We start from the raw sequence: 20,909 nt of genomic DNA, 5'->3' as shown, positions 1-20,909 counted from the left end.
CCCCTCACTCCTTCGCGGCGCGGGTGACCCGCAGGTAGAGGGCGGAGAAGGCGGCAAGGACGATCAGGAGCAGCAGGCTCAGCGCGCTGGCGGTGCCGAAGTCGTTGTAGACGAAGGCGTAGCGGTAGACCAGGAACATGACGGTCACCGTGGAGTCCTCCGGGCCGCCGCCGGTCATCACGTACGGCTCGGTGAACACCTGCATCGTCGCGACGATCTGGAGCAGCAGCAGGACGAGCAGCACGAACCGGGTCTGAGGGATGGTGACGTGGCGCAGCCGCTGCCACACGTTGGCGCCGTCCAGCTCCGCGGCCTCGTACAGCTCGCCGGGGATGGTCTGGAGCGCGGCCAGGTAGATCAGGGTCGTGGTGCCCATGTTGGCCCACGTCGAGACGATGACCAGGGAGATCAGCGCGGTGGACGAGGAGTCCAGCCAGGCCGAGATCGGCAGGTGCAGCGTCCGCAGGATCTCGTTGAGCAGCCCAGGGCCCGGGTCGTAGAACCACTTCCACATCAGCGCCACCACCACGGGCGGCAGCATCACGGGCAGATAGACCAGGACCCGGAAGTACGCCCGGGCGTGCCGGAACTCGTTCAGGAGCACCGCGGTCAGGAACGGCACCGCGAAGCCGAGCACCAGCGCGTACAGGGTGAACAGGCCGGTGTTCCTCCAGGCGGTGAGGAACAGCGGGTCGTCGAACAGCTTCCGGAAGTTGTCGAGGCCGGTCCAGGTGTTCCCCGTGGCGAAGTTGACCTCCTGGAAGCCGAGGAACACATTGCGGATGATCGGCCACCACGAGAACAGCGCGAAGATCACCACGGCGGCACAGAGGAACCCGTACGCCGTCAGGTGCTCGCGCAGCGCACGGCGCCGGGCCGCCCGCCGCCCCCCTGCGGCGGCGGGGGACGACGGCCGCGCGGACGCGGGCCGGGGCGGTGTACGGGGTGACGTCTTGAGCGGCATGCTCATCAGGAGGCGCTGTAGATCGCGTTGACCTTCTTCTCGGCGTCGTCGAGAAGCGCGTCGATGTCGGTGCCCTTCTTGGTGAGGACGGACTGCATCGCCGAGTCGAGCACCGCGTAGACCTCCTGGGCCTTGGGCGGCTCGATCACCCCTGGCACGTTCGGCGCGGAGTCCATGAACGCCTGGTAGTTGCCGGTCGGCATGTTGGCGTTCTCCTTCTTGACCTTCTCGATCCGGTCGCGGACCGAGCCCTCGAAGATGTCGGGGACCGTGGGCATCGGGATGCCCACCGGCAGATCGGCCTCGGCGTAGTCGGCGACGTTCTTCTCGATCAGCTCGGGGTTGAGGTAGCGCCACTGGATCCACTCGACGCCGGCCTTGATCTTCGCCGGGGACGCCTTGGGGTTGATCATGTAGCCCTCGCCGCCGAGCAGCGTGCCCTTCGCGTCCGGCACGGGCGCGAGAGCGTAGTCCTTGTACGTGCCGCCGAACTGCTTGGCGATGACGGTGATGTTGTCGGCCGCCGAGACGTACATGCCGAGTTTGCCCGAGCCCATCATGCGCTGGACGTCCTCGACCTGGAGCAGTTGCTTGCTGCCCATCGAGTCGTCCTTCCAGCGCATGTCGTACAGGTCCTGGAAGGTGGCCTTGCCCTCGGGGGTGTTGAAAGCCGCCTTCCACTCGCCGCCGCTCTCGGTCGCGACCCGGCCGCCGCGGGAGTACAGCTCCGCGGTGAAGTGCCAGCCGCCCTGGTTGTTCTTGGAGAAGTCGGCGTAGCCCACCGTGTTGTCGCCGAGGCCGGCGATCTTCTTGGCCGCCTTGCGGACGTCCGCCCAGGTCTTGGGCGCCTGGTCGGGGTCGAGGCCCGCCTTCTCGAACAGGGCGCGGTTGTAGATCAGGCCCATCGAGTAGTTCGACGTCGGCAGGCCGTACTGCCGGCCCTTGTCGTCCTGGAAGATCTTCATCAACGGGTCCTGGATGTCGCCGCGGCGCGGCATGTCCTTGACGGCGTCGGTGATGTCCGCCGCCTGCTTCTTCTCGATCAGGGACCGGGTGTCGGTGAAGTAGACGTAGAAGACGTCCTCCAGCTTTCCGCCGGCCAGCTTGGCGTTGAAGGTCTTCGGGTCCATGAACCCCTCGTGGGGCACGATGTCGATGTCCGGATGAGCCTTCTCGAACTGCTGCACGTGCTTGTCGAAGAGCTCGCGCTCGAAGGCCTGGGTCTTGGGCGGCTGCCCGTTGACGTCGAGCGTCACCTTGCCGCCGGAATCCGGTTCGGCTCCGTCGCTGCTGGTGCCGCAGGCGGACAACGGAACCAGCGCGAGAACGGCGGCTGTGGCGAGCGCGAACGCACGGCTGCTCGTGGATGACATCGGGGGACCCCCTCCGGGTCGTGCTGTCGTGCTGTGGGTGCGGCGCATACATAACCACCGCCGCAACCATGCGCGCAATAACTTGTACGAAGTCCGCAAAAAACAGCTCAGACATTGAAGTGCCGTGATGAGCACCCCACTTGAACCGTCACGACCTGCTGAATCGGGCCGGTGAACCGCGATGCGTGGTGCTGCGGGGCCGTACGGGGCCTTACAGGGGGCCGGTCACGACTTCCGCGCCCTCTGTAGTCATCTCGACAGAACTCTGCAATTCTCCCACTCTCCAACGCGAAATCCTGCGTGACATGAGAGCGAAGGAGTCACAAGAGCCATGCAACGCATCAGAGACGCCGTGGGCGCCGCCCGAAGATCCCACCGGTGGTGGCGGCCGTTCGCCGCCGCGCTCACCGCGAGCCTGCTCCTGCTGGGCCTGCCCGCGCTGCCCGCCATGGCCGCGGGCGGCCCCGACCTGGCCGCGGGCAGACCGGCCAAGGCGAGCAGCGCCGAGGCCGGCCATTCCGCCGGGCAGATCACCGATGGCAATCCCGGCTCGTACTGGGAGAGCGCCTCCTCGAACCTGCCGCAGTGGGTGCAGGTCGACCTCGGCCGCGCCACCCGCGTCGACGAGGTGGTCCTCCGGCTGCCGCCCGCCTGGGAAACCCGTAAGCAGACCCTCTCCGTGCAGGGCAGCGCGGACGGCGACAGCTTCAGCACCCTCGCTGCCTCGGCCGCGCACTCCTTCGGACCCGGCACGGGCAACACGGTCACGGTCCGCTTCCCTGCCGCGCAGACCCGGCACATCCGGGTGCACGTCACCGCCAACACCGGCTGGCCCGCCGCCCAGCTCGCCGAACTCCAGGTGCACGCCGCCGCCGACGCCTCGGTGAACCTGGCGCTCGGCAAGACCCTCAAGGCGGGCAGTCACACGCAGACGTACACCGCGGCCAACGCCAACGACGGCAACCGCGACAGCTACTGGGAGAGCGACAACGACAAGCTGCCCCAGTGGATCCAGGCCGACCTCGGCACGTCCCGGCGGATCGACGAGGTGGTGCTGCGGCTGCCCGACGGCTGGAGCGGCCGTACCCAGACCCTGAAGGTCCAGGGCAGCACGAACGGCTCGGACTTCACCGATCTGACCGCGTCGAAGGAGCACGCGTTCACCGCGGCCACCGAGCACTCCGCGACGCTCTCCTTCGACGGGGTCACCACCCGCTACGTCCGCGTCCTGATCAGCGCCAACACCTCACAACCCGCCGGACAGCTCTCCGAGCTGGAGATCTACGGCCCGGCGGGCGGCGACACCCGAGCACCCACCGCGCCCGAGAACCTGGCCCTCACCGAACCCGAGCCGGGCCAGGCCAAACTCACCTGGGACGCGTCCGAGGACGACAAGGGCGTGACGGCCTACGACGTGTACGCCAACGGCGAGCTGCGCACCAGCGTCGCCGGTGACGTGCGTACGTACACCGACACCCAGCCCGCGGGCGCCGACGTCACCTACTTCGTACGGGCCCGCGACGCGGCGGGCAACGCCTCGGCCAACAGCAACTCGGTGACCCGCAAGGGCGACAACGGCGACACCCAGGCCCCGACCGCGCCGACGAACCTCGCCTACACCCAGCCGTCGAGCGGTGGCACCAGACTGACCTGGGGCGCCTCGAACGACAACGTGAAGGTCACCGCGTACGACGTGTACGCCGAGGGCAAGGTCCTGAAGTCCCTGGCCGGGGACGTGACGACATACACCGACACCCGCTCGGCGCAGGACACGGTCACCTACTCGGTGCGGGCCCGTGACGCTGCGGGCAACGTCTCGGCGCACAGCAACACCGTGACCCGGCCGGGCAGCGGCAACAAGAACCTGGCCGAGGGCAAACCCATCACGGCCTCCTCGGTGATCCACACCTATGTCGCCGAGAACGCCAACGACGGCCGGACGTCCACCTACTGGGAAGGCGCCGCGAACAGCTACCCCAACACCCTCACCGTCAAGCTCGGAGCCAACGCCGACGTCGACGCGGTCGTCGTCAAGCTCAACCCTGACGCGGGCTGGAGCCCGCGCACCCAGACCGTGCAGGTCCTCGGCCGCGAGCAGAAAGCCGACGACTTCACCTCCCTGGCGGCGGCCGAGGAGTACACCTTCAGCCCGTCCGGCAACCAGAACACCGTCACCATCCCGGTCTCCGGCAAGGCCGCCGACGTGCGGCTGCGTTTCACCGCCAACAGCGGGGCCACGGCGGGGCAGGTGGCGGAGTTCCAGGTCCTTGGCGCCCCGGCGGCCAACCCGGACCTGGAGATCACCAAGCTGTCGTACGCGCCACAGACGCCGACCGAGACCGACGAGCTGACGCTGACCGCGACGGTCCGCAACCGCGGCAGCGAGGCCTCGACGGCCACCGACGCCGTCTTCCGCCTCGGCGGCGACAAGGCCGGCACGGCGACCGTGGGCGCGCTCGGCGCCGGCGAGTCGACGACGGTGAGCACCAAGGCCGGCGTGCGCCCCGCAGGCTCGTACCCGCTCAGCGTCGAAGTCGACACGAAGAACGAGGTGATCGAGCAGGACGAGGGCAACAACACCTTCACCAGCCCCGACCCCCTGATCGTCAAGCCGGTGGACTCCTCCGATCTGGTGGCCTCACCGGTGAGCTGGACGCCGTCCGCGCCCACCAAGGGCAAGGACGTCACCTTCAGCGTCGCGATCAAGAACCAGGGCACGAAGGCGTCCGCGTCCGGTGCCCACGGCATCACCCTCCTCGTGCGGGACGACAAGGGTGACACGGTGAAGACCCTGACCGGTGAGCACAACGGCACGATCGGCGCGGGTGACACCACGGCACCGGTCAAGCTCGGCACCTGGACGGCCGCGGGCGGCCGCTTCACGGTCAGGACGGTCATCGCCGACGACGCCAACGAGCTGCCGGTCAAGCGCGAGAACAACACCAGCACCCGTTCGCTCTTCGTCGGCCGAGGCGCCGACATGCCCTACGACACCTACGAGGCGGAGGACGGCGTCCTCGCCGGCGGCGCGAAGACCGTCGGACCCAACCGCACCGTCGGCGACCTCGCGGGCGAGGCCTCGGGCCGCAAGGCCGTCACGCTCGACTCGACGGGTGAGTCGGTCGAGTTCACCGCCAAGCAGGACACCAACACCCTGGTCACCCGCTTCTCCATCCCGGACGCACCGGGCGGCGGCGGCACCGAGGCGACCCTGAACATCTACGTCGACGGCACCTTCCGCAAGGCGATCGACCTCACCTCCAAGTACGCCTGGCTGTACGGGGACGAGGCCGCCCCCGGCAACTCGCCCGGCGCGGGCCCGGCCCGGCACATCTACGACGAGGCGAACGTGATGCTCGGCGGGACGGTCAAGGCGGGCAGCAAGATCAAGCTCCAGAAGGACAGCGCCAACACCTCCCGCTACGCCATCGACTTCGTCGACCTGGAGCAGGTCGCGCCGAAGGCCAACCCCGACCCGGGCTCGTACGTCGTGCCCGCCGGTTTCGCCCACCAGGACGTGCAGAACGCCCTGGACCAGGTCCGCATGGACACGAGCGGAAAGCTGACGGGCGTCTACCTCCCGGCCGGTGACTACGAGACGAGCAGCAAGTTCCAGGTCTACGGCAAGGCCGTCGAGGTGGTCGGTGCCGGGCCCTGGTACACCCGTTTCCACGCACCGAAGACCCAGGAGAACACGGACATCGGGTTCCGTGCGGAGGCGAGTGCGAAGGGCTCGTCCTTCTCGGGCTTCGCCTACTTCGGCAACTACACGTCCCGCATCGACGGCCCCGGCAAGGTATTCGACTTCCAGAACGTCTCCGACATCACCATCGACGACATCTGGAACGAACACATGGTGTGCCTCTACTGGGGCGCCAACACGGACCGCATGACCATCAAGAACTCGCGGATCCGCGACATGTTCGCCGACGGCGTCAACATGACCAACGGCAGCACGGACAACCTGGTCAGCAACAACGAGGCGCGGGCCACCGGAGACGACAGCTTCGCCCTCTTCTCGGCGATCGACGCCGGGGGCGCGGACATGAAGAACAACGTCTACGAGAACCTGACCACGCTCCTGACCTGGCGCGCGGCGGGCGTGGCCGTCTACGGCGGCTACAACAACACCTTCCGCAACATCCGCATAGCCGACACCCTGGTCTACTCGGGGATCACCATCAGTTCCCTGGACTTCAACTACCCGATGAACGGTTTCGGGAAGGATCCGACCACCTTCGAGAACATCACGATCGAGCGGGCGGGCGGCGCCTTCTGGAAGGGGCAGGACTTCCCCGCCATCTGGGCGTTCTCCGCCTCCAAGGTCTTCCAGGGAATCCGGGTGAACAACGTCGACATCATCGACCCCACGTACCACGGGGTGATGTTCCAGACGAAGTACACGGGAGGCAACCCGGAATTCCCGGTGAAGGACACCATCTTCACGGACGTCTCCATCTCGGGGGCGCCGATCGGCATCTACGTCAACGAGATGCCGGAGGCGGGCCAGGGCCCGGCCGTCGGTGAAGCCACCTTCGTACGGCCCGAGTTCAGCGGCAACGGGCAGAACGTCAAGAACGACACGTCCACGTTCACACTGACGACGCAGCCATAGCGCCGGCACGGCCGTCCGTCCGTATTGCGGGCGGCCGTGCACGGAACCCGCTCCCCGAACGAAACTCGTTTGCGTAGCCTTGCGCTATTCTTGCGCCCATGACGCGACGACTTGCTCAAGTTGCGAAGAAGGTGGGGGTCAGCGAGGCCACGGTCAGCCGCGTCCTCAATGACAAACCCGGTGTCTCCGCCGCGACCCGACAGTCCGTGCTGACGGCGCTGGACGTCCTCGGCTACGAGCGCCCGACGCAGCTGCGGGGCGAACGCGCCCGCCTGGTCGGCCTGGTGCTGCCCGAGTTGCAGAACCCCATCTTTCCCGCGTTCGCCGAGGTCATCGGCGGCGCACTCGCACAGCAGGGCCTCACACCCGTGCTGTGCACCCAGACCAGGGGCGGGGTCTCGGAGGCCGACTACGTGGACCTCCTGCTCCAACAGCACGTCTCGGGCGTCATCTTCGCCGGAGGCCTCTTCGCCGAGGCCGACGCGCCGCACGACCACTACCGTCAGCTTGCGGAGCGCAACATCCCGGTCGTCCTGATCAACGCGTCGATCGACGGCCTCGACTTCCCCTGCGTCGCGTGTGACGACGCCGTCGCCGTCGAACAGGCGTGGCGTCACCTCGCCTCGCTCGGCCACGAGCGGATCGGCCTGGTGCTCGGCCCCTCCGACCACGTGCCCTCACGCCGCAAGCTCGAAGCCGCCCGGGGCGTGGCGGAGGCCGCGGGCATGGAGCTGCCCGACGAGCATGTCGAGCGGTCGATCTTCTCCCTGGAGGGCGGGCAGGCCGCAGCTTCCCGTCTCCTGCGGCGCGGCGTCACCGGCATCGTGTGCGGCAGCGACCCGATCGCCCTCGGAGCGATCAGGGCGGCGCGCCGGCGGGGACTCTCCGTCCCCGCCGACGTATCCGTGGTCGGCTTCGACGACTCGGCCTTCATGACCTGCACGGAGCCACCGCTGTCGACGGTTCGGCAGCCCATCGAGGCGATGGGCCGCGCGGCGGTCGACCTGCTCTGCGCCCAGATCCGGGGCACGCAGACCCACCCCGGTGAGCTGCTCTTCGAACCGGAACTGGTCGTCCGCGGATCCACGGCGCAACTGCCCTCCTGAACTCAGGGCCTGCCAGGTCCGCAGGTCACTCGGCGCCGAGGTACTGGACGGCGGTCTGCGCGGCGTGCGGGGCGAGCAGGTCCAGCAGTTCGTTCGCGGCGGCTTCGAGGAGGTGGCCGTCGCGGCCGGCGTGCAGGGTCTCCAGGACGAAGGCGACGTGGGCCGAGTCCTCGGTGACCCGGGTGCGGTGGGCGTCGCGGTGGTTCCAGTGGCGGGTCAGGACACCGGTGGCGTCCACGTAGATGATCTCGCCGGGCTTGGGGTTCTCGACGGTGTCCGGCTCGCCGAGAGGGGTGAACTCCTCGGTGCCGTCCGCGTACCGGATGTCGATGTCGCCGGTGACCTGGTCGAGGTCGAAGGCGCCGGCGGGCAGGGCGTGCCGGACGGAGACGGTGTTGTACGAGTCGACGGCCGGGTTGATCCGCGGCAGGGCGCCCTTCTTGGCCATGCGGCGGCCGAGCGCGTCGACGCTGGGCCGGATGCGGCGAGGATTGGTGCCGAAGGAGCGGTAGGCGGTGTGCCACGCCTCGATGCGCGGATCGGTCTCGTCGGCCGGCTGCCAGGCGCCGTCGGTGAGCTGCCGCTCCAGGTCCTGGACGGCGGCGGCGGTGGCGGGCCACGGCTCGTGGCCGCGCAGCCCGGTGGCGGTGACCACGGCGATGCGGGTGTCGGGGAAGGCTTCGGTGACGGCGGGGCCGATGCGGAAGGTCATGGGAGAAGGCTCAGTTCCTGTACGTGGGGTGGGCGGAGCGCGGCGTTCGGCCGGCGTCGGTGCGGTGGGGTGGGGTGGGGTGGGGTGGGGTCAAGCCTTCCAGGGGCCGATGCGGTCCAGGCGGCGGCGCTGCTGGCCCGCGGCGGGCGTGTCGAGCCCCTGGCCGCGGTCGGCGAGGCGGTCGGCGATGCCGGCTCGCTGCTCGACCGGCTTGTGGTCGTCGTACTTGAACTTGGCCCGTACGTCGGTGACGTCCAGGCGCAGGCCGCGGATGCCCGGCAGCATCCGGCCGTACGGGGGCTGGTCCACGGTGACGGGGGCGTGGTCGCCGTCGGGCTGGAAGTGGGCGAGCTGGCGGCGCAGCAGTTCCGCCTTGGCTTCGGGCTCGTCGACGATGTGGGCGTGGCAGGTGAACTGGACGGCTGCGTAGTAGCTGGTGGGGACGCCGTCGACGGGCGGGGTGCCGTCCTTGGCGCGCCAGGGGCCGGGGATGAAGGCGTAGTCGCCGATGACGGTGAAGGTGACGTGCGGGTCGTGCTCGATCGCCTTCCACACCGGGTTGGGCCGGGCGAGGTGGATCAGCAGGTGACCCGCGTCGCCGCCGGTGAAGTGGGTGGGAACGGTGACGGGGGATCGGCCGGGCAGGCCGTTGACGCTCAGGACGCCGAAGTCGTGGCCTTCGGCGATCCAGGTCTGCCACTCGGCGTCGTCCAGGCTCGTGTCCCAGGGCTGGATGAACATGCGGGTCTCCTGGCGGGTGCGATGGTGAGGGGCGTGATCGAGGTGTGGCCGGGGCTCAGGTGAGGGCGAGGAGGCTTACGGCGACGGCGGCGGCGCCCAGGCCGACGAGCTGGCCGCGGTGGACGCGCTCGGCGAGCACGCCGCGGGCCAGCAGGACGGTGCCGGCCGGATAGAGCGCGGTGATCACGGCGACGACGGTGAGGTCACCGCTGCGGGCGGCGAGCAGGAACAGCAGGTTCGCCAGGGAGTCCAGGACACCGGCGGCCGCCGAGATCGCGTACGCCGGCTTCTCCGGGCCGAGCCGGCGGTACATCACTCCGGCCGCGGCCAGGGTGACGGCGGAGGAGACCGCCCTGCCGATGATCAGCGGGGCGACGCCGCTGTCGGAGGGGGCCTGGTGCAGGCAGACGAGCTGTAGGGCGATGGCCGCGCCCGCTCCGAAGGCCAGCAGCAGAGCGGTGCGTGACGGACGTGACGACCGGGCGCCGTGGCCGGCGCTGACGAGGACCACCGCCACGAGTGCGAGCGGCAGGCCGAACAGCGCCATCGGCCCCAGGTGCTCGCCCTGGAGGAGGCCGACCGTGACCGGCAGCGCGGCCGACACCAGCGCGGTGACCGGGGAGAGCACGTTCATGGGGCCGATCGCGAGTGTCCTGTAGAGCAGGACGAACGCGGCGGCGGAGGCGACTCCGGAGGACACGCCCCACGCGACGGCGGCCGGACTGAACGAGGCGCCGAGGACGGGCCACAGCAGCAGCTCGACCGCGAGACTGGCGGGGGCGGCGACCATCACCGTGCGCAGTACGTGGGCCTTGCGGGCACCGAGGCCGCCGAGGAAGTCGGCGCACCCGTAGGCGAGAGAGCTGCCCAGGGCCAGCAGCAGAGCGATCACAGTACTTTCCTAAACTTCCCCAACTGTCACAATGGAACGACTCGACCGTACAATGAACCGACCGCCCGCTGTCAACCAAATGACCGGGCGGTACATTCCAGTACCTCGCAGTCTGCGAATGCCGGAGCTCATGCTGAGGAAAGGTGATCAGGTGCCCGAGGCAGAGGCAGCCCTGCGCACGCTCGCGCACAACGTCAGAGCCGCCCGTACGCGCGCGGGCCTGTCCCTCGACGAGCTGGGCCGGCGTGCCAAGGTCAGCAAGGGCGCCCTGGTCGGCCTGGAGAGGGCGCAGGGCAATCCGAACTTCGCCACGCTCGTCCGGCTCGCCGACACCCTCGGCGTCTCGGTGTCCGCCCTGATGGAAGGGTCGGCGGAGGGGCGTGTGCGGGTGGTGTCCGTCGACGACGTCATGCCCTTGTGGGCCGGTGAGCGGGGCGGCGAGGCCCGCCTCATGCTGACCACCTCGGGACCGGCCCCGGTCGAGGTCTGGCGCTGGAGCCTGGAGCCCGGCGAGGAGTACCCCAGCCACCCCCACCAGGCCGGAGTCGTGGAGACCGTCAGCGTCACGTACGGCCGGATGACGCTGATCGTCGACGGCACCGAGCATGCCGTCGAGGCCGGCCAGACCGCGACCTTCGACGGCGACGCCCCCCACGGCTACCGCGGTGCGGGCACCGGCCCCTGCCACCTGATCATGACGGTCCACATCCCCCCGCCCCCCGCACCGACGGCCTGACACCGCGGCCGCCGGTGAGCGCACGCCGAACAGTGCGGCGTGGGCCCCTTTCCGTGTCCTGCGGTACGGCATACCGTCCCCCTGGTGGAGACGACACATCGACCCGCCGTACGAGTCCTCTGCCTGGACGCCGCCGACCGGTTGCTGCTTCTGCGGTGGCGGGATCCGGTCGAGGGCAACTATCTGTGGGAGCCGCCTGGTGGCGGCATCGAGCCCGGCGAGACACCCCTCGCGGCGGCACGACGCGAACTCGCCGAGGAGACCGGCCTGGACCCGGCAGCAGTGCTGGACCGGTCGGTACCCGTCGACCGTGACGTCCGCTGGAAGGGCAAGCGGCACGTCGGCACGGAGCTGTTCTTCGTCGCCCACTTCGCCGTGGAGCAGCCGCCACTGCTGCGGACCGGACTGTTACCCGAAGAGCGGGCCGACCTGCACTCGCACACCTGGACCGAGCGGTCGAAGCTCAAGACCCTGCCGGACCCGGTAGAACCACCACAACTCCTGGCAGTGCTCGATGCCTTGGCCGAGACGGTGGTTCACCGTCGGAGGGGGAGTGGAAGACGGTGAGGTCTTCGTGTGGGGCGCCGCGTCTCAGGGTTCCTCGGAGAGGGACATCGCCTCCGTGATCAGGCGGGTGGCGAAGTCCGGGTCGGCGGTGACGCGGTTGATGTGGTCCGCGAGCAGGAAGGCGGTGGCCTCCAAGGAGTTCATCTCCTTCCCGGTCCAGTCCCCGTACTGGAGCCGCCACAGATTCGGGCTCAGGCCCATGCCCGCGGCGACGACGAGGCCGGCCATGGTGGGAATGGCCTCGGGACGGATGCTCTTGGGCATCCTGCGCATCGTCGCCACGAGGCTCGGCACCACGTATTCGATGACGTCCTTGTCCTGGCTCTCGTGCACCTGGCGCAGCCAGACCATGTACATATAGATGAGCGTGCACGTGCCGTCCAGGAGATCGGTGATCCCCTCGTGGTCCAGCGACGCGGTGAACTGATCGCTCAGCGCCTGTTGCACGGGATCGGTCTCGGCCTTGTCGCTGTGAACGCTCTTGAGCCGGGAGTCGACCATCATGAGCGCCCCGCCGACGTCGCCGGCGGGGGCGTTCTCAGGGTCACAAGGTGAAGACACGGGTTCCTCCTCCGGACTCAGGTACACAGATCGCATTATGTCCATCGGCGCCGACACCTCTGGGGACGAGTCGTCCGAGCGGACAGCCCGCGGCACGACGCCATCGGCCGGGTGCCTTGGTGTCAACGTGCCGACGCGGTGTGATTCCGGGCCGGCATGGCACGTGGGTTCGTCGGGCGAACGAAGCAAAGCCTGTTGCCGGCCGCGGACGCGCGTGACCTCAGCGCCGCCGCGAGAGGGTCACACCGTGGCCGCCGCGTCGTCGTAGGCCTCACGCGCCGCGGTGATGGCCGGGCGGTGGCCGATCGACCAGTCGGTGAGGGCCTTGATGAGGTGGGTGAGGCTATGGCCCAGCTCCGTCAGTTCGTACTCGACCTGCGGCGGGATCGTCGGGTACACCGTGCGCTTGACCAGGCCGTCGCGCTCCAGGCGGCGCACGGTGACGGTGAGCATGCGCTGCGAGATGCCGCCCGGAATCCTGCGCTGAAGTTCCTTGAACCGCCGGACCCCTGAGGCGAGTTCGACCACGACGTATACGGACCACTTGTCGCCGAGGCGGTCGAGGACGTCACGCACCCCGCACTCGTCCTGCGGGGTCTCGCAGCGGATCACCGGCTCGGCGGCGCCCGCGGTGGTTACCGCCGTGTGCCCTGCTGACATCAGAGTGCCTCCTTACGCGGCCGCGCGCCGCGGATCACCATGGTCGTACGTCGACCAAGCCCAACCGGCCCAAGGCCTACCAGGAAGCTTCCCATGCTCATGATCACCGGCGCCTCCGGCGCCCTCGGTACGCTCATCACCGCCCGCCTCTCCGGCCGCGACGACGTCGTCGTCGGCTCCCGCGGGCCCACCTCGGGGGGCCGCCGCATCGACTTCGACGACCCGGCGTCCCTCGACTTCACCGGCGTCGGCACCCTTCTCATGATCTCCGCCGGGGCAGCCGAGGACGACGTCGTCGCCGCCCGGCACGGGGCCGTGATCTCCGCCGCCGAGAAGGCGGGTGTGCGGCACGTCGTCTACACCAGCCTGGCCGGTGACGGCGACCACCTCACCTACGCGCTCGCTCACCGCGTGACCGAGCGCATGCTGCGTGCCTCCTCGCTCAAGTGGACGATCCTGCGCAACGGCCTGTACGCCGAGTTCCTCGCCGCCATCGCCGCGCCCGGCCCCGATGGGGTCATAGCCGCACCGCTGGGCACGGGGCGCCTGGCCGCCGTCGCGCGGGAGGACCTGGCCGAGGTGGCGGCACGCGTGGCCTCGGCCCCCGCTGACCACGAGGGCCGCACGTACGAACTGGTCGGTGAACGCGCCCTGGGCGGCGCCGAGTTGGCCGCGGCGATCGGCGGCTCGTACGAACCCGGCACGCTCGCCATGGCCCGCGAGGCGATCAGCGGCGCCGGTCACGCGCTGCCGTTCCAGGTGCCGATGCTCCTGAGCACGTACTCGGCGATAGCCGGGGGCTTCCTCGACGGCACGTCCCTCGACGACCGCGGCTCCTTGCGGGCCCTGCTCGGCCGTACACCGCGTTCCGCCCTCGACGCGTACGTCGCCGCGGTCGGCGGCCGGGCGGCATAGGAGGAGTCCAGCAGCCTCAACGCGTCCAGGAGCCTCAAGGCGTCCGGAAGCCGCGGAAGGTCACGTCCTTGCTGCTCTCGAAGCCGAGCCGCTCGTAGAGAGCGATGGCGCCGGTGTTCGCCTCGGCCACGTGCAGGAACGGCCGTTCGCCTCGGGACAGGACGCGGTCGACCAACGCACGCACCAGACGGGCGGCGTGCCCCTGGCCGCGCGCCTCGGGGGCCGTGCACACGGCACTGATCTCGGTGAACCCCGGGGGCCGCAGCCGCTCGCCCGCCATCGCCACGAGGCGCCCTTGCGCGCGGATGCCGAGGTAGGCGCCCAGTTCGCGGGTGCGGGGTCCGAACGGCCCCGGTTGGGCGAGCGCGACGAGGTCGAGCATCTCGGACACGTCGTCCGGCCCCAACTCGACGACCGTCGAGTCGGCTATCGCGCTGTCGGCTATCGCGCTGTCGGCCGCCGCCGCCGGTGGTGGGCCGGCGAGTGGCGGGCCGTCGGGCCAGAGCATCTGCCGGCCCTCCAGTGTGAAGACGGGCTCCCAGCCCGGCGGCGGGAGCGCCGGGCTGCTGAACATGTCGGCGAAGCCGCCGGGCCCGAGCAGCTTCGCCAGGTCGGACCAGTCCTGGGCGTCGGGCTCGGCCGGCAGTGCGCAGAAGGTCGAGACGCCCGGCAGGTACGTGGCCGCCTGCCCGAGCTGTCGGCCCAGGTGCGCGTGCGGCCCGAGCAGCGACTCGGTCACCGGGTTGGCGAGGACTGCGGTATCACTGTTCATCCGGCAGATCTTTCCATCCCCGCCCGCTGCGACGGCAGCGGGATCCATCCGCCGGCCGCCCGCGCGGTCAGCGGCGGCCCTTGAGCCGCTCCAGGCCGGCGACGCCGACGGCGGCAAGGCCGATCTGGATGGCGAGTTCGATCCAGTCGACGCCCTTGGTGTCCGCGACGTCCAGGGCTCCGGCGATGGCCGTGCCGACGAGGGCGGCGATGATGCCGACCGCGATGGTCCACAGCACGCCGATGCGCTGCCGGCCCGGCAGGACGAGGCGCCCCAGGATTCCGATGACGATACCGATCACGATCGCGGTGATGATCCCTGAGATCTCCATGCTGCTGCCTTCCTCTGCGACTCGTCCACAAAGTATTCTACAGAACTGTAGATGTACGAGTTCCCCGACTTCGCCGAGGCAGTCATCCCGTAAAGGATCCTGCTCGCCCGTGCCTAGTTCCGGGTGACGGGCAGGCGGGGCGAGAGGCCCGTGCGGTCGAGGGCTCGGCGGACGGCGGGGCTGGCCTCGATGAGGGCGAGGCTGCCGTCGGCGTTTTCGAGCGCGCTGCGGATGCCGAGCAAGGTGTAGAGGCTGGCGTTGTCGCACCACGTGATCGCGGACAGGTTCAGGCGCAGGTGCCGGTGCCCGTCGGCCATCAGGTCCACGACCGTGCCGCAGAGCGTGGGGACCGTGGCGAAGTCGAGCTCCCCGCCGAGCCGGAGCAGTACGCGATGCCGCTCGGCGGGTGCTTCCTCGATGGTCAGCCGTTGGTGCGGGTCGAAGGTGTCGTACGTGCCCGTCATGTGGCCCGTTCCGGTACATCGTGGGCGGGGCTCCGGCCGCATGTGCTCCCTCGGGAGGGGCAATGGCCGGTTCTTGCGGTTCCCTTCGCAGAGTAGGCCCGTCTTCGGCCGACGAAAAGGTGTCGCATGGCCCGATGGACGTCTTCAGGCGGCGGTGGCGGGCCTGAGGCGGACCGGCAGGGACTGGTGACCGTTGCTGATCAGGGAGCCGAGGGGCAGCAGTTCGGCCGCGGGCACGGCGAGTTCCAGCTGCGGGAAGCGCTCGAAGAGCAGCCGCAGGGCCGCGATGACCTCAAGGCGGGCGAGCGGGGCCCCGAGGCAGAAGTGGACGCCGTGGCCGAAGGCGAGGTGTTCCTTGGAGGCGCGGGTGATGTCGAAGGCGTCCGCGGTCTCGCCGTGCCAGTCGGGGTGCCGGTTGGCGGCCGCGTAGGAGGCGAGGATCGCCTCGCCCTTGGCGATGGTCTGGCCGCCGGGCAAGGCGATGTCGGTCACCGCGAACCGCAGGGGCAGATGCCGGGCGGCCGGTTCGAGGCGCAGGGTCTCCTCGACGGCGTCCGCCCAGTCGGCCTCGCCGGACCTGAGCAGCGCGAGCTGTTCGGGGTGGCTGAGCAGTTGGGTGATCGCCTGGTCGATGACGTTGCCGGTGGTCTCGTAACCGGCGCTGATCATCAGCAGCAGGGTGTCGCGGAGTTCCTCCTCCGACAGGCCGCCCTCCTCGTCCTCGTCCCGCGAGGTGATCAGCAGCGACGTCATGTCGTCGCCGGGCTCGGCGCGCTTGGCGGCGATGAGCCGGTGGAGGGCTTCGTACAGCGCCTTGGTGTTGGCCTCGGACTGCTCGGCGGTCAGGGTGGTGTCGAAGACGCCGTCGACGACCCGGCGGAAGGCGTCCCGCTGCTCGGCCGGTACGCCCATGAGCCGGCTGATGACCGCGATGGGCAGCGGGAAGGCGAGCTGCTCGCGCAGATCGACGGTCTCGCCGGGCGGCAGGGCGTCGAGGCGGTCGAGGATGTCGGTGACGACGGTGTCTATGTCCTGCTGGAGCGCGCTGATGCGGCGGTGGCTGAAGGCGGGCGCGACCGTGCGCCGCAGCCGCCGGTGGTCGGCTCCGTAGGCGGTGAACATGTTCTCCACCGCGATCCACAGGGCCAGCGGCCACCGCTGGACCGTCTCGGCGAAGTCCGGCCAGTGGGCACGGGCGTCCTTGGAGACGTCGGGGCTGGTCAGCAGCTCCTTGAGCAGGGCGGGGTCGGTGACGGACCAGGCGGTCACGCCCAGGATGTCGACGCGGGCGGCCTGACCGTGCGCGCGCAGCTCGCGGTGCTCCTCGTGGGCGCGGGCCCCGGTGGGGTCCAGAACGATGGGCCGGGTGGACAGGGCCATGGTGGAGGTGTCCCTTCAGACGGATGCGACGGTGGGGAACAGGACGGGCAGGGCTGCCAGCGCCCGGTGGAAGGGGCCGGGGCGCCAGCGCAGTTCCTCGGGGGCGGTGGCGAGGTCCATCTCGGGCAGCGCGTCGAGCAGGTGGGTGATGGCCGTCTCGGCGATGAGGTAGGCGTGCGGTCGTGCGGGGCAGGCGTGCGGTCCTGTGCTCCAGGCCAGGTGGGCACGGTTGCCGGCGGTGCGCCGGTCGCCGAGGGCCGGGTCGTTGTTGCAGCCGGCCATCGAGATGACGACGGGCTCGTGCGCGGGCAGCAGGAACCCGTCGACGTCGACCGGGTGCGGCGGATAGCTGATGCAGTAGTTCGCCATGGGCGGGTCGAGGTAGAGCACCGTGTCGAGCGCCTCGCGCACCGAGGAGCCGCCCGCGTGCAGGTCCCCGGAGAACTGGTCGTCGGTGAGGATCTTCAGGATGGTGTTGGCCATGAGGTTGGTCAGGGGCTCGATGCCGGCGCCGTAGAGCGTGACGAGCTGGTGGGCCATCTCGACGTCGTCGAGGGCCGCGTCGTGCGCGAGGAGCCGTGAGGTGATGTCGTCACCGGGCTGCCGGTGGCGCAGACCCACCAGGTCGGCGACGGCCTGCCCGAGGATCTCGTTGCCGCCCGCGGCGTCGGTTCCCTCGAAGATCCTGGCCATGCCGTCGGCGATGCGGCGGCCCGTCTCGTCCGGACAGCCGAGCAGCGCGCTCAGGACGCGGAAGGCGATGGGCCAGGAGTACTGGGTCAGCAGATCGGCCTCGCCGGCCCCGCTGAATTCGCCGATGGTGGCATCGGTGACCTGCTCGACCAGCGTACGGAGTCCGTGCTGGTCGACGGCGTTGATCGCGGCGGTGTTCGCCGACCGGTAGCGCGTGTGCGCGGGACCGGTCGAGCGCAGCGCGTTGGGCCGGTACTCCATCATCGGGCGGACCGGGCAGGTCTCGGGAACGGTCTGCTCCCACACCCGCGGATCGGCCGGAAACCGCAAGGGGTCGTTGAGGATGCGCCGGGCCTGGGCGTAGCCGATGACGAGTGTCGCGGGGACCCCGGGGACGAGGTCCACCGGGACGAAAGGACCGAACTCCGCCCGCATCTTCGCGTACGCCGTATGCGGGTCGGCCGCGAACCCGGGCTCGTACAGGGCGACCCGGCGCTCGGACGCCGCCTCGGTCGTGGTCGGGCTGGTCACGGGCAGGGCTCCAAGGGTGCGTGCAGGTCGGTCAGGTACTCGCAGAGGGTGATCAGGGCCAGGACGCTGGAGGTGCTGTCCCGCGCGTCACACGTCGTCAACGGCGTGTGCGGGGCCAGGTCGAGGGCCTGACGGATCTCGTCCAGGTCGTAGCGCGGGGCCCCGTCGAACAGGTTGACCGCCACCACGTACGGCGTGCCCTGCTCCTCGTGCAGCGCGAGGATCTCGAAGGAGGCCTCCAGATTGCGGGTGTCGACCAGGACGAGCGCCCCGAGCGCACCCTCGGTGAGCCCCGCCCACATGGGACGGAAGCGGCCCTGGCCCGGGGTGCCGAACAGGTACAGCACGAGAGCGTCGCTCAGGTGCAGCCGCCCGAAGTCCATGCCGACGGTCGTGGTCGTCTTGCGCGGGGTGCGTGCCAGGTCGTCCACCCCCGCGCTGGCCTCCGTGATCCGCTCCTCCATGCGCAGCGGCGGGACCTGGGAGACGCTGCCCACGAACGTCGTCTTGCCGACGCCGAAGCTCCCCGAGATCACGATCTTCGCGGTCCGGGTCACGCCGGGAGGCACGTAGATGAGGCCGTCAGACGAGGGCGCGGAGACCACGCAGTACCTCCTGGAGCAGATCGGTTTCGGGTCGGCCGTCATCGGCGGCGACCGGGCGGGTCAACAGGCCTTGGTCGATGAGCGCGGAGACGAGGATGCGCACCGTGGAGGGAGGGAACTCCAGGGCGGCCGCGATGTCCGCGACCGCCAGACCGCCGCCGGCGGAGTGGGCGAACAGACCCATCACCCGCCGGGTGTCCGCCCCCAGTCCGTCCCCGGAGCCGTTCGCGGCGAGCACCACGGTCTCCAGGCGTACATCCGGGTCGGCGTGGACCCGTCCGTCGGTACGGACGTACGGCCTGACCAGATCCGGGTCTCGCCGCGGTCCGCTCACGTCGTCAGCGGGCCGGGCCCGGAAGGCTGCCGCGCGGCGACCTTCATCTCATGGCCGACGCGCTGGGCCAGCTCCAGCATGTGATGGGTGATCAGGCCGATGTCGGCGTCGGGCCCCGTCGTCTGCACCGACAGCATGGTGTTGCCCCCGGCCTGGGTGATCAGGCCGACGTGGTTGGTCAGCTCGATCAGCGCCTGCCGGGTGCCACCGCCGCCGGTCTCCTCGTCGTAGGCGAGCGCGGCGGCGCGGACGGCCGCGGTGATCGCGGCGAACTTCTCCGCGTCGTCCTGCCCGATGCCGGACGTACGGGAGTGCAGCAGACCGTCGGAGCTCATGAGCACCGCGTGCCGGACACCCTCGACCGACCCCAGTGATCGGTCGAGCAGCCAGCCAAGTTCGTTGCCGGTGGTCACGGTCGGGCTCCTTCGTGCGTGGTGGTCGGGTCTTCGGTACGGGCGCTGCGCGTCCCCCTCGCCCAGGCGGCGGCGATGGAGGGGCGCCCGGGCGCCACCGCCGGGCTCTCGGAGGCGGACGCCGGTGTCCGCCCGCCCGCGGCCGGGGCCTTCCGTGACCGGATGGTCAGCCCGCCGGCGGTGGTGCGCCTCGCGGGGGCCGGTTCGCCGGCCGGCGGCGGAGTGGGCCTGGGCGCGGCGGGTGTGGTCAGCAGGCTCTTGGGGATGAACATGTACACACGGGTGCCGCCGAAGGGGTTCGGGGCCTCCAGGTCGATGCGGAACCCGTAGTCGCCGGCCAGGGCCGCGGCCGCCCGCAAACCGGTCTGCGGGTGCGCGCCGAGCTGGTTGATGTCGTCGCGCCGCTCACCGGTCAGGATCTCCCTGGCCCACGTCAACTGCTCCTCGTTCATGCGCAGACCGGCGTCGTCCACGATGACCGAGACCCCGTGGTGGCCCTCCTGGAAGGCCACGTGCACCCGGGAGGAGGAGGGGGAGTAGCGCACCGCGTTGTCCAGGAGGACCGCGAGGGCGTGCACGACGGGTCCCACGGCCCGGCTGGTCACCGTGACGGCGAGCTCCTGGTGCTCGACCCGCTCGTACTCCTCGATGCTCCCCATGGCCGCCCGCACCACATCGGTCATCGGGGTCGCCGGCCAGCGGCGCGACAGCTTGCCTCCCGACAGGACCACGTAGTTCTGGGCCACCAGCAGCATCTGCTGAGTGGGGTGGTCGATGCCGACCAGCGTCTCGTACGCCTCGTCGCCCTCGTGGCGCCGCACGCCCTGGCTGACCCGCTGGCTCAGCTTCGACGCCATGCCGACCATCGCGGAGGAGACGGCACGCACCGCCGCGCGGCTGGACTCCTCGGCGGCCTGCCGCGCGCGTGCGGTCTGCTCCCGCGCGTCGTACCGCACCTCGCGCACGGTGTGTGCCGCGGAGTCGGCCAGCTCCGTCAGCCGTTGCGCGAGCACCGTGCCCACCAGGGCATCGGGCAGTTCGAGGTCGACACCATGGCCGGCGCCCGAACGCTCCGCCTCGGCCCCGAGGCGGGGAATCACCCCGCCGGCGAGCTGTGCCAGGGCGACCTCCGCGGCGCGCTGCTGCCCGGCGATCTCCTCGGCGTCTCCACGGAGGCGGCTGTTCTCGGCGCGCTCGCCTCTGCACTGGTCCCAGAACCGCCAGGCCGCACCTCCGGCGGCCAGGGCCAGAACTGAGGGCAGTACGGTCGTGGCCTGTACCAGGTCTGTCATCACGTCCTCTACAGGTTCATCGGGGGCGGAGCAGCCGACGCCGCCGACCGAACGGGGCGCGTCCCATGGCACACGTGTCAGTCAACTGGCGGCCGGAAACAGGCCAGTTGGATTTTCCTTGGTCAACGATAACTTGTCGTGTGCACGAACGGTTGCACTCGATGACCAGGTGTCATGCAGATTCTGTGACGCCCTGACGGAACACCGGGCCGTGTCAGGACATGAGGGCACACCGGCCGCCGGAGCCGGTGT

Annotated in this window: 21 protein-coding genes; 5 read left to right on the top strand and 16 right to left on the bottom strand. The window is 70.1% G+C overall.

Annotated features, from left to right (window positions below):
- Positions 1-4: 4 nt before the first annotated feature.
- Complete coding sequence (locus tag ACRAKF_RS02020; protein ID WP_447041758.1) at positions 5-964, bottom strand: carbohydrate ABC transporter permease; 960 nt, start codon at positions 962-964, stop codon at positions 5-7.
- A gap of 5 nt (positions 965-969) precedes the next feature.
- Complete coding sequence (locus ACRAKF_RS02015) at positions 970-2,337, bottom strand: ABC transporter substrate-binding protein (RefSeq protein WP_447034955.1); 1,368 nt, start codon at positions 2,335-2,337, stop codon at positions 970-972.
- Positions 2,338-2,668: 331 nt separating this feature from the next.
- Between ACRAKF_RS02015 and ACRAKF_RS02010 the strand changes: the two genes are divergently transcribed.
- On the top strand, positions 2,669-6,952 hold the full coding sequence (locus ACRAKF_RS02010) for a discoidin domain-containing protein (RefSeq protein ID WP_447034954.1): 4,284 nt from the start codon (positions 2,669-2,671) through the stop codon (positions 6,950-6,952).
- 98 nt (positions 6,953-7,050) lie between these two features.
- Positions 7,051-8,058, top strand: coding sequence for a LacI family DNA-binding transcriptional regulator (locus ACRAKF_RS02005; protein ID WP_447034953.1), 1,008 nt, complete (start codon positions 7,051-7,053; stop codon positions 8,056-8,058).
- Between the two features lie 25 nt (positions 8,059-8,083).
- Here the strand turns inward: ACRAKF_RS02005 and ACRAKF_RS02000 are convergent, their stop codons facing one another.
- From ACRAKF_RS02000 to ACRAKF_RS01990, 3 genes are all read right to left on the bottom strand, one after another.
- Complete coding sequence (locus ACRAKF_RS02000; RefSeq protein ID WP_447034952.1) at positions 8,084-8,770, bottom strand: B3/B4 domain-containing protein; 687 nt, start codon at positions 8,768-8,770, stop codon at positions 8,084-8,086.
- Positions 8,771-8,860: 90 nt separating this feature from the next.
- Positions 8,861-9,511, bottom strand: coding sequence for an FMN-binding negative transcriptional regulator (locus tag ACRAKF_RS01995; protein ID WP_447034950.1), 651 nt, complete (start codon positions 9,509-9,511; stop codon positions 8,861-8,863).
- Positions 9,512-9,566: 55 nt separating this feature from the next.
- Positions 9,567-10,403, bottom strand: coding sequence for an EamA family transporter (locus ACRAKF_RS01990; RefSeq protein ID WP_447034948.1), 837 nt, complete (start codon positions 10,401-10,403; stop codon positions 9,567-9,569).
- A gap of 151 nt (positions 10,404-10,554) precedes the next feature.
- Between ACRAKF_RS01990 and ACRAKF_RS01985 the strand changes: the two genes are divergently transcribed.
- Together ACRAKF_RS01985 and ACRAKF_RS01980 are read left to right on the top strand one after the other, a co-directional pair.
- Positions 10,555-11,139, top strand: a complete 585-nt coding sequence (locus ACRAKF_RS01985) for a helix-turn-helix domain-containing protein (RefSeq protein ID WP_447034946.1) — start codon at positions 10,555-10,557, stop codon at positions 11,137-11,139.
- Positions 11,140-11,223: 84 nt separating this feature from the next.
- Entirely contained in the window at positions 11,224-11,706 is a 483-nt protein-coding gene (locus tag ACRAKF_RS01980) for an NUDIX domain-containing protein (protein WP_447034945.1), read from the top strand.
- 24 nt (positions 11,707-11,730) lie between these two features.
- Here the strand turns inward: ACRAKF_RS01980 and ACRAKF_RS01975 are convergent, their stop codons facing one another.
- Together ACRAKF_RS01975 and ACRAKF_RS01970 are read right to left on the bottom strand one after the other, a co-directional pair.
- A complete protein-coding gene (locus ACRAKF_RS01975) occupies positions 11,731-12,267 on the bottom strand; it encodes a hypothetical protein (protein ID WP_447034944.1) in 537 nt (178 codons plus the stop codon).
- A gap of 240 nt (positions 12,268-12,507) precedes the next feature.
- Positions 12,508-12,927 carry a winged helix-turn-helix transcriptional regulator gene (locus ACRAKF_RS01970; protein WP_447034943.1) on the bottom strand — a complete coding sequence of 140 codons (420 nt, stop codon included), beginning with the start codon at positions 12,925-12,927 and terminating at the stop codon, positions 12,508-12,510.
- Between the two features lie 93 nt (positions 12,928-13,020).
- Here ACRAKF_RS01970 and ACRAKF_RS01965 point away from each other — a divergent pair, with 93 nt between their 5' ends.
- Positions 13,021-13,842, top strand: a complete 822-nt coding sequence (locus ACRAKF_RS01965) for an NAD(P)H-binding protein (protein ID WP_447034942.1) — start codon at positions 13,021-13,023, stop codon at positions 13,840-13,842.
- A gap of 34 nt (positions 13,843-13,876) precedes the next feature.
- On the opposite strand, the gene ACRAKF_RS01960 is transcribed toward ACRAKF_RS01965, so the two are convergent.
- The 9 genes from ACRAKF_RS01960 to ACRAKF_RS01920 all read right to left on the bottom strand — a co-directional run bounded on the left by ACRAKF_RS01960 (position 13,877) and on the right by ACRAKF_RS01920 (position 20,657).
- Complete coding sequence (locus tag ACRAKF_RS01960) at positions 13,877-14,614, bottom strand: GNAT family N-acetyltransferase (protein WP_447034940.1); 738 nt, start codon at positions 14,612-14,614, stop codon at positions 13,877-13,879.
- 67 nt (positions 14,615-14,681) lie between these two features.
- Positions 14,682-14,945, bottom strand: coding sequence for a GlsB/YeaQ/YmgE family stress response membrane protein (locus ACRAKF_RS01955; protein ID WP_447034939.1), 264 nt, complete (start codon positions 14,943-14,945; stop codon positions 14,682-14,684).
- Between the two features lie 113 nt (positions 14,946-15,058).
- A complete protein-coding gene (locus ACRAKF_RS01950) occupies positions 15,059-15,409 on the bottom strand; it encodes an STAS domain-containing protein (RefSeq protein WP_447034937.1) in 351 nt (116 codons plus the stop codon).
- Positions 15,410-15,553: 144 nt separating this feature from the next.
- Positions 15,554-16,789, bottom strand: a complete 1,236-nt coding sequence (locus ACRAKF_RS01945) for a cytochrome P450 family protein (protein ID WP_447034936.1) — start codon at positions 16,787-16,789, stop codon at positions 15,554-15,556.
- Between the two features lie 15 nt (positions 16,790-16,804).
- Entirely contained in the window at positions 16,805-18,013 is a 1,209-nt protein-coding gene (locus ACRAKF_RS01940) for a cytochrome P450 (protein WP_447034934.1), read from the bottom strand.
- The gene (locus ACRAKF_RS01935) at positions 18,010-18,660 is read right to left on the bottom strand and encodes a GTP-binding protein (RefSeq protein ID WP_447034932.1); all 651 of its coding nucleotides are present in this window, start codon (positions 18,658-18,660) and stop codon (positions 18,010-18,012) included. The genes ACRAKF_RS01940 and ACRAKF_RS01935 overlap by 4 nt, the downstream gene beginning before the upstream one ends.
- Positions 18,596-18,952, bottom strand: a complete 357-nt coding sequence (locus ACRAKF_RS01930; RefSeq protein ID WP_447034931.1) for a DUF742 domain-containing protein — start codon at positions 18,950-18,952, stop codon at positions 18,596-18,598. Before ACRAKF_RS01930 ends, ACRAKF_RS01935 begins: the two co-directional genes overlap by 65 nt.
- Positions 18,949-19,365, bottom strand: coding sequence for a roadblock/LC7 domain-containing protein (locus ACRAKF_RS01925; RefSeq protein WP_447034930.1), 417 nt, complete (start codon positions 19,363-19,365; stop codon positions 18,949-18,951). The genes ACRAKF_RS01930 and ACRAKF_RS01925 overlap by 4 nt, the downstream gene beginning before the upstream one ends.
- Positions 19,362-20,657 (bottom strand): ATP-binding protein, encoded by a 1,296-nt coding sequence (locus ACRAKF_RS01920; RefSeq protein WP_447034929.1) that lies wholly within the window; start codon positions 20,655-20,657, stop codon positions 19,362-19,364. The genes ACRAKF_RS01925 and ACRAKF_RS01920 overlap by 4 nt, the downstream gene beginning before the upstream one ends.
- Positions 20,658-20,909 lie beyond the last annotated feature (252 nt).

Source organism: Streptomyces sp. DSM 118878 (genome assembly GCF_052936595.1).
The sequence above is the reverse complement of the archived record's forward strand: the minus strand, read 5'-3'. Positions and strand labels throughout refer to the sequence as shown.

Coding starts and splice junctions, on each gene's coding strand:
- ACRAKF_RS01920 (WP_447034929.1), bottom strand. CDS start 20,657: ATGACAGACCTGGTACAGGCCACGACCGTACTGCCCTCAGTTCTGGCC.
- ACRAKF_RS02015 (WP_447034955.1), bottom strand. CDS start 2,337: ATGTCATCCACGAGCAGCCGTGCGTTCGCGCTCGCCACAGCCGCCGTT.
- ACRAKF_RS02010 (WP_447034954.1), top strand. CDS start 2,669: ATGCAACGCATCAGAGACGCCGTGGGCGCCGCCCGAAGATCCCACCGG.
- ACRAKF_RS02020 (WP_447041758.1), bottom strand. CDS start 964: ATGCCGCTCAAGACGTCACCCCGTACACCGCCCCGGCCCGCGTCCGCG.
- ACRAKF_RS01945 (WP_447034936.1), bottom strand. CDS start 16,789: ATGGCCCTGTCCACCCGGCCCATCGTTCTGGACCCCACCGGGGCCCGC.
- ACRAKF_RS01995 (WP_447034950.1), bottom strand. CDS start 9,511: ATGTTCATCCAGCCCTGGGACACGAGCCTGGACGACGCCGAGTGGCAG.
- ACRAKF_RS02005 (WP_447034953.1), top strand. CDS start 7,051: ATGACGCGACGACTTGCTCAAGTTGCGAAGAAGGTGGGGGTCAGCGAG.
- ACRAKF_RS01965 (WP_447034942.1), top strand. CDS start 13,021: ATGCTCATGATCACCGGCGCCTCCGGCGCCCTCGGTACGCTCATCACC.
- ACRAKF_RS01935 (WP_447034932.1), bottom strand. CDS start 18,660: ATGACGGCCGACCCGAAACCGATCTGCTCCAGGAGGTACTGCGTGGTC.
- ACRAKF_RS01960 (WP_447034940.1), bottom strand. CDS start 14,614: ATGAACAGTGATACCGCAGTCCTCGCCAACCCGGTGACCGAGTCGCTG.
- ACRAKF_RS01970 (WP_447034943.1), bottom strand. CDS start 12,927: ATGTCAGCAGGGCACACGGCGGTAACCACCGCGGGCGCCGCCGAGCCG.
- ACRAKF_RS01955 (WP_447034939.1), bottom strand. CDS start 14,945: ATGGAGATCTCAGGGATCATCACCGCGATCGTGATCGGTATCGTCATC.
- ACRAKF_RS01950 (WP_447034937.1), bottom strand. CDS start 15,409: ATGACGGGCACGTACGACACCTTCGACCCGCACCAACGGCTGACCATC.
- ACRAKF_RS02000 (WP_447034952.1), bottom strand. CDS start 8,770: ATGACCTTCCGCATCGGCCCCGCCGTCACCGAAGCCTTCCCCGACACC.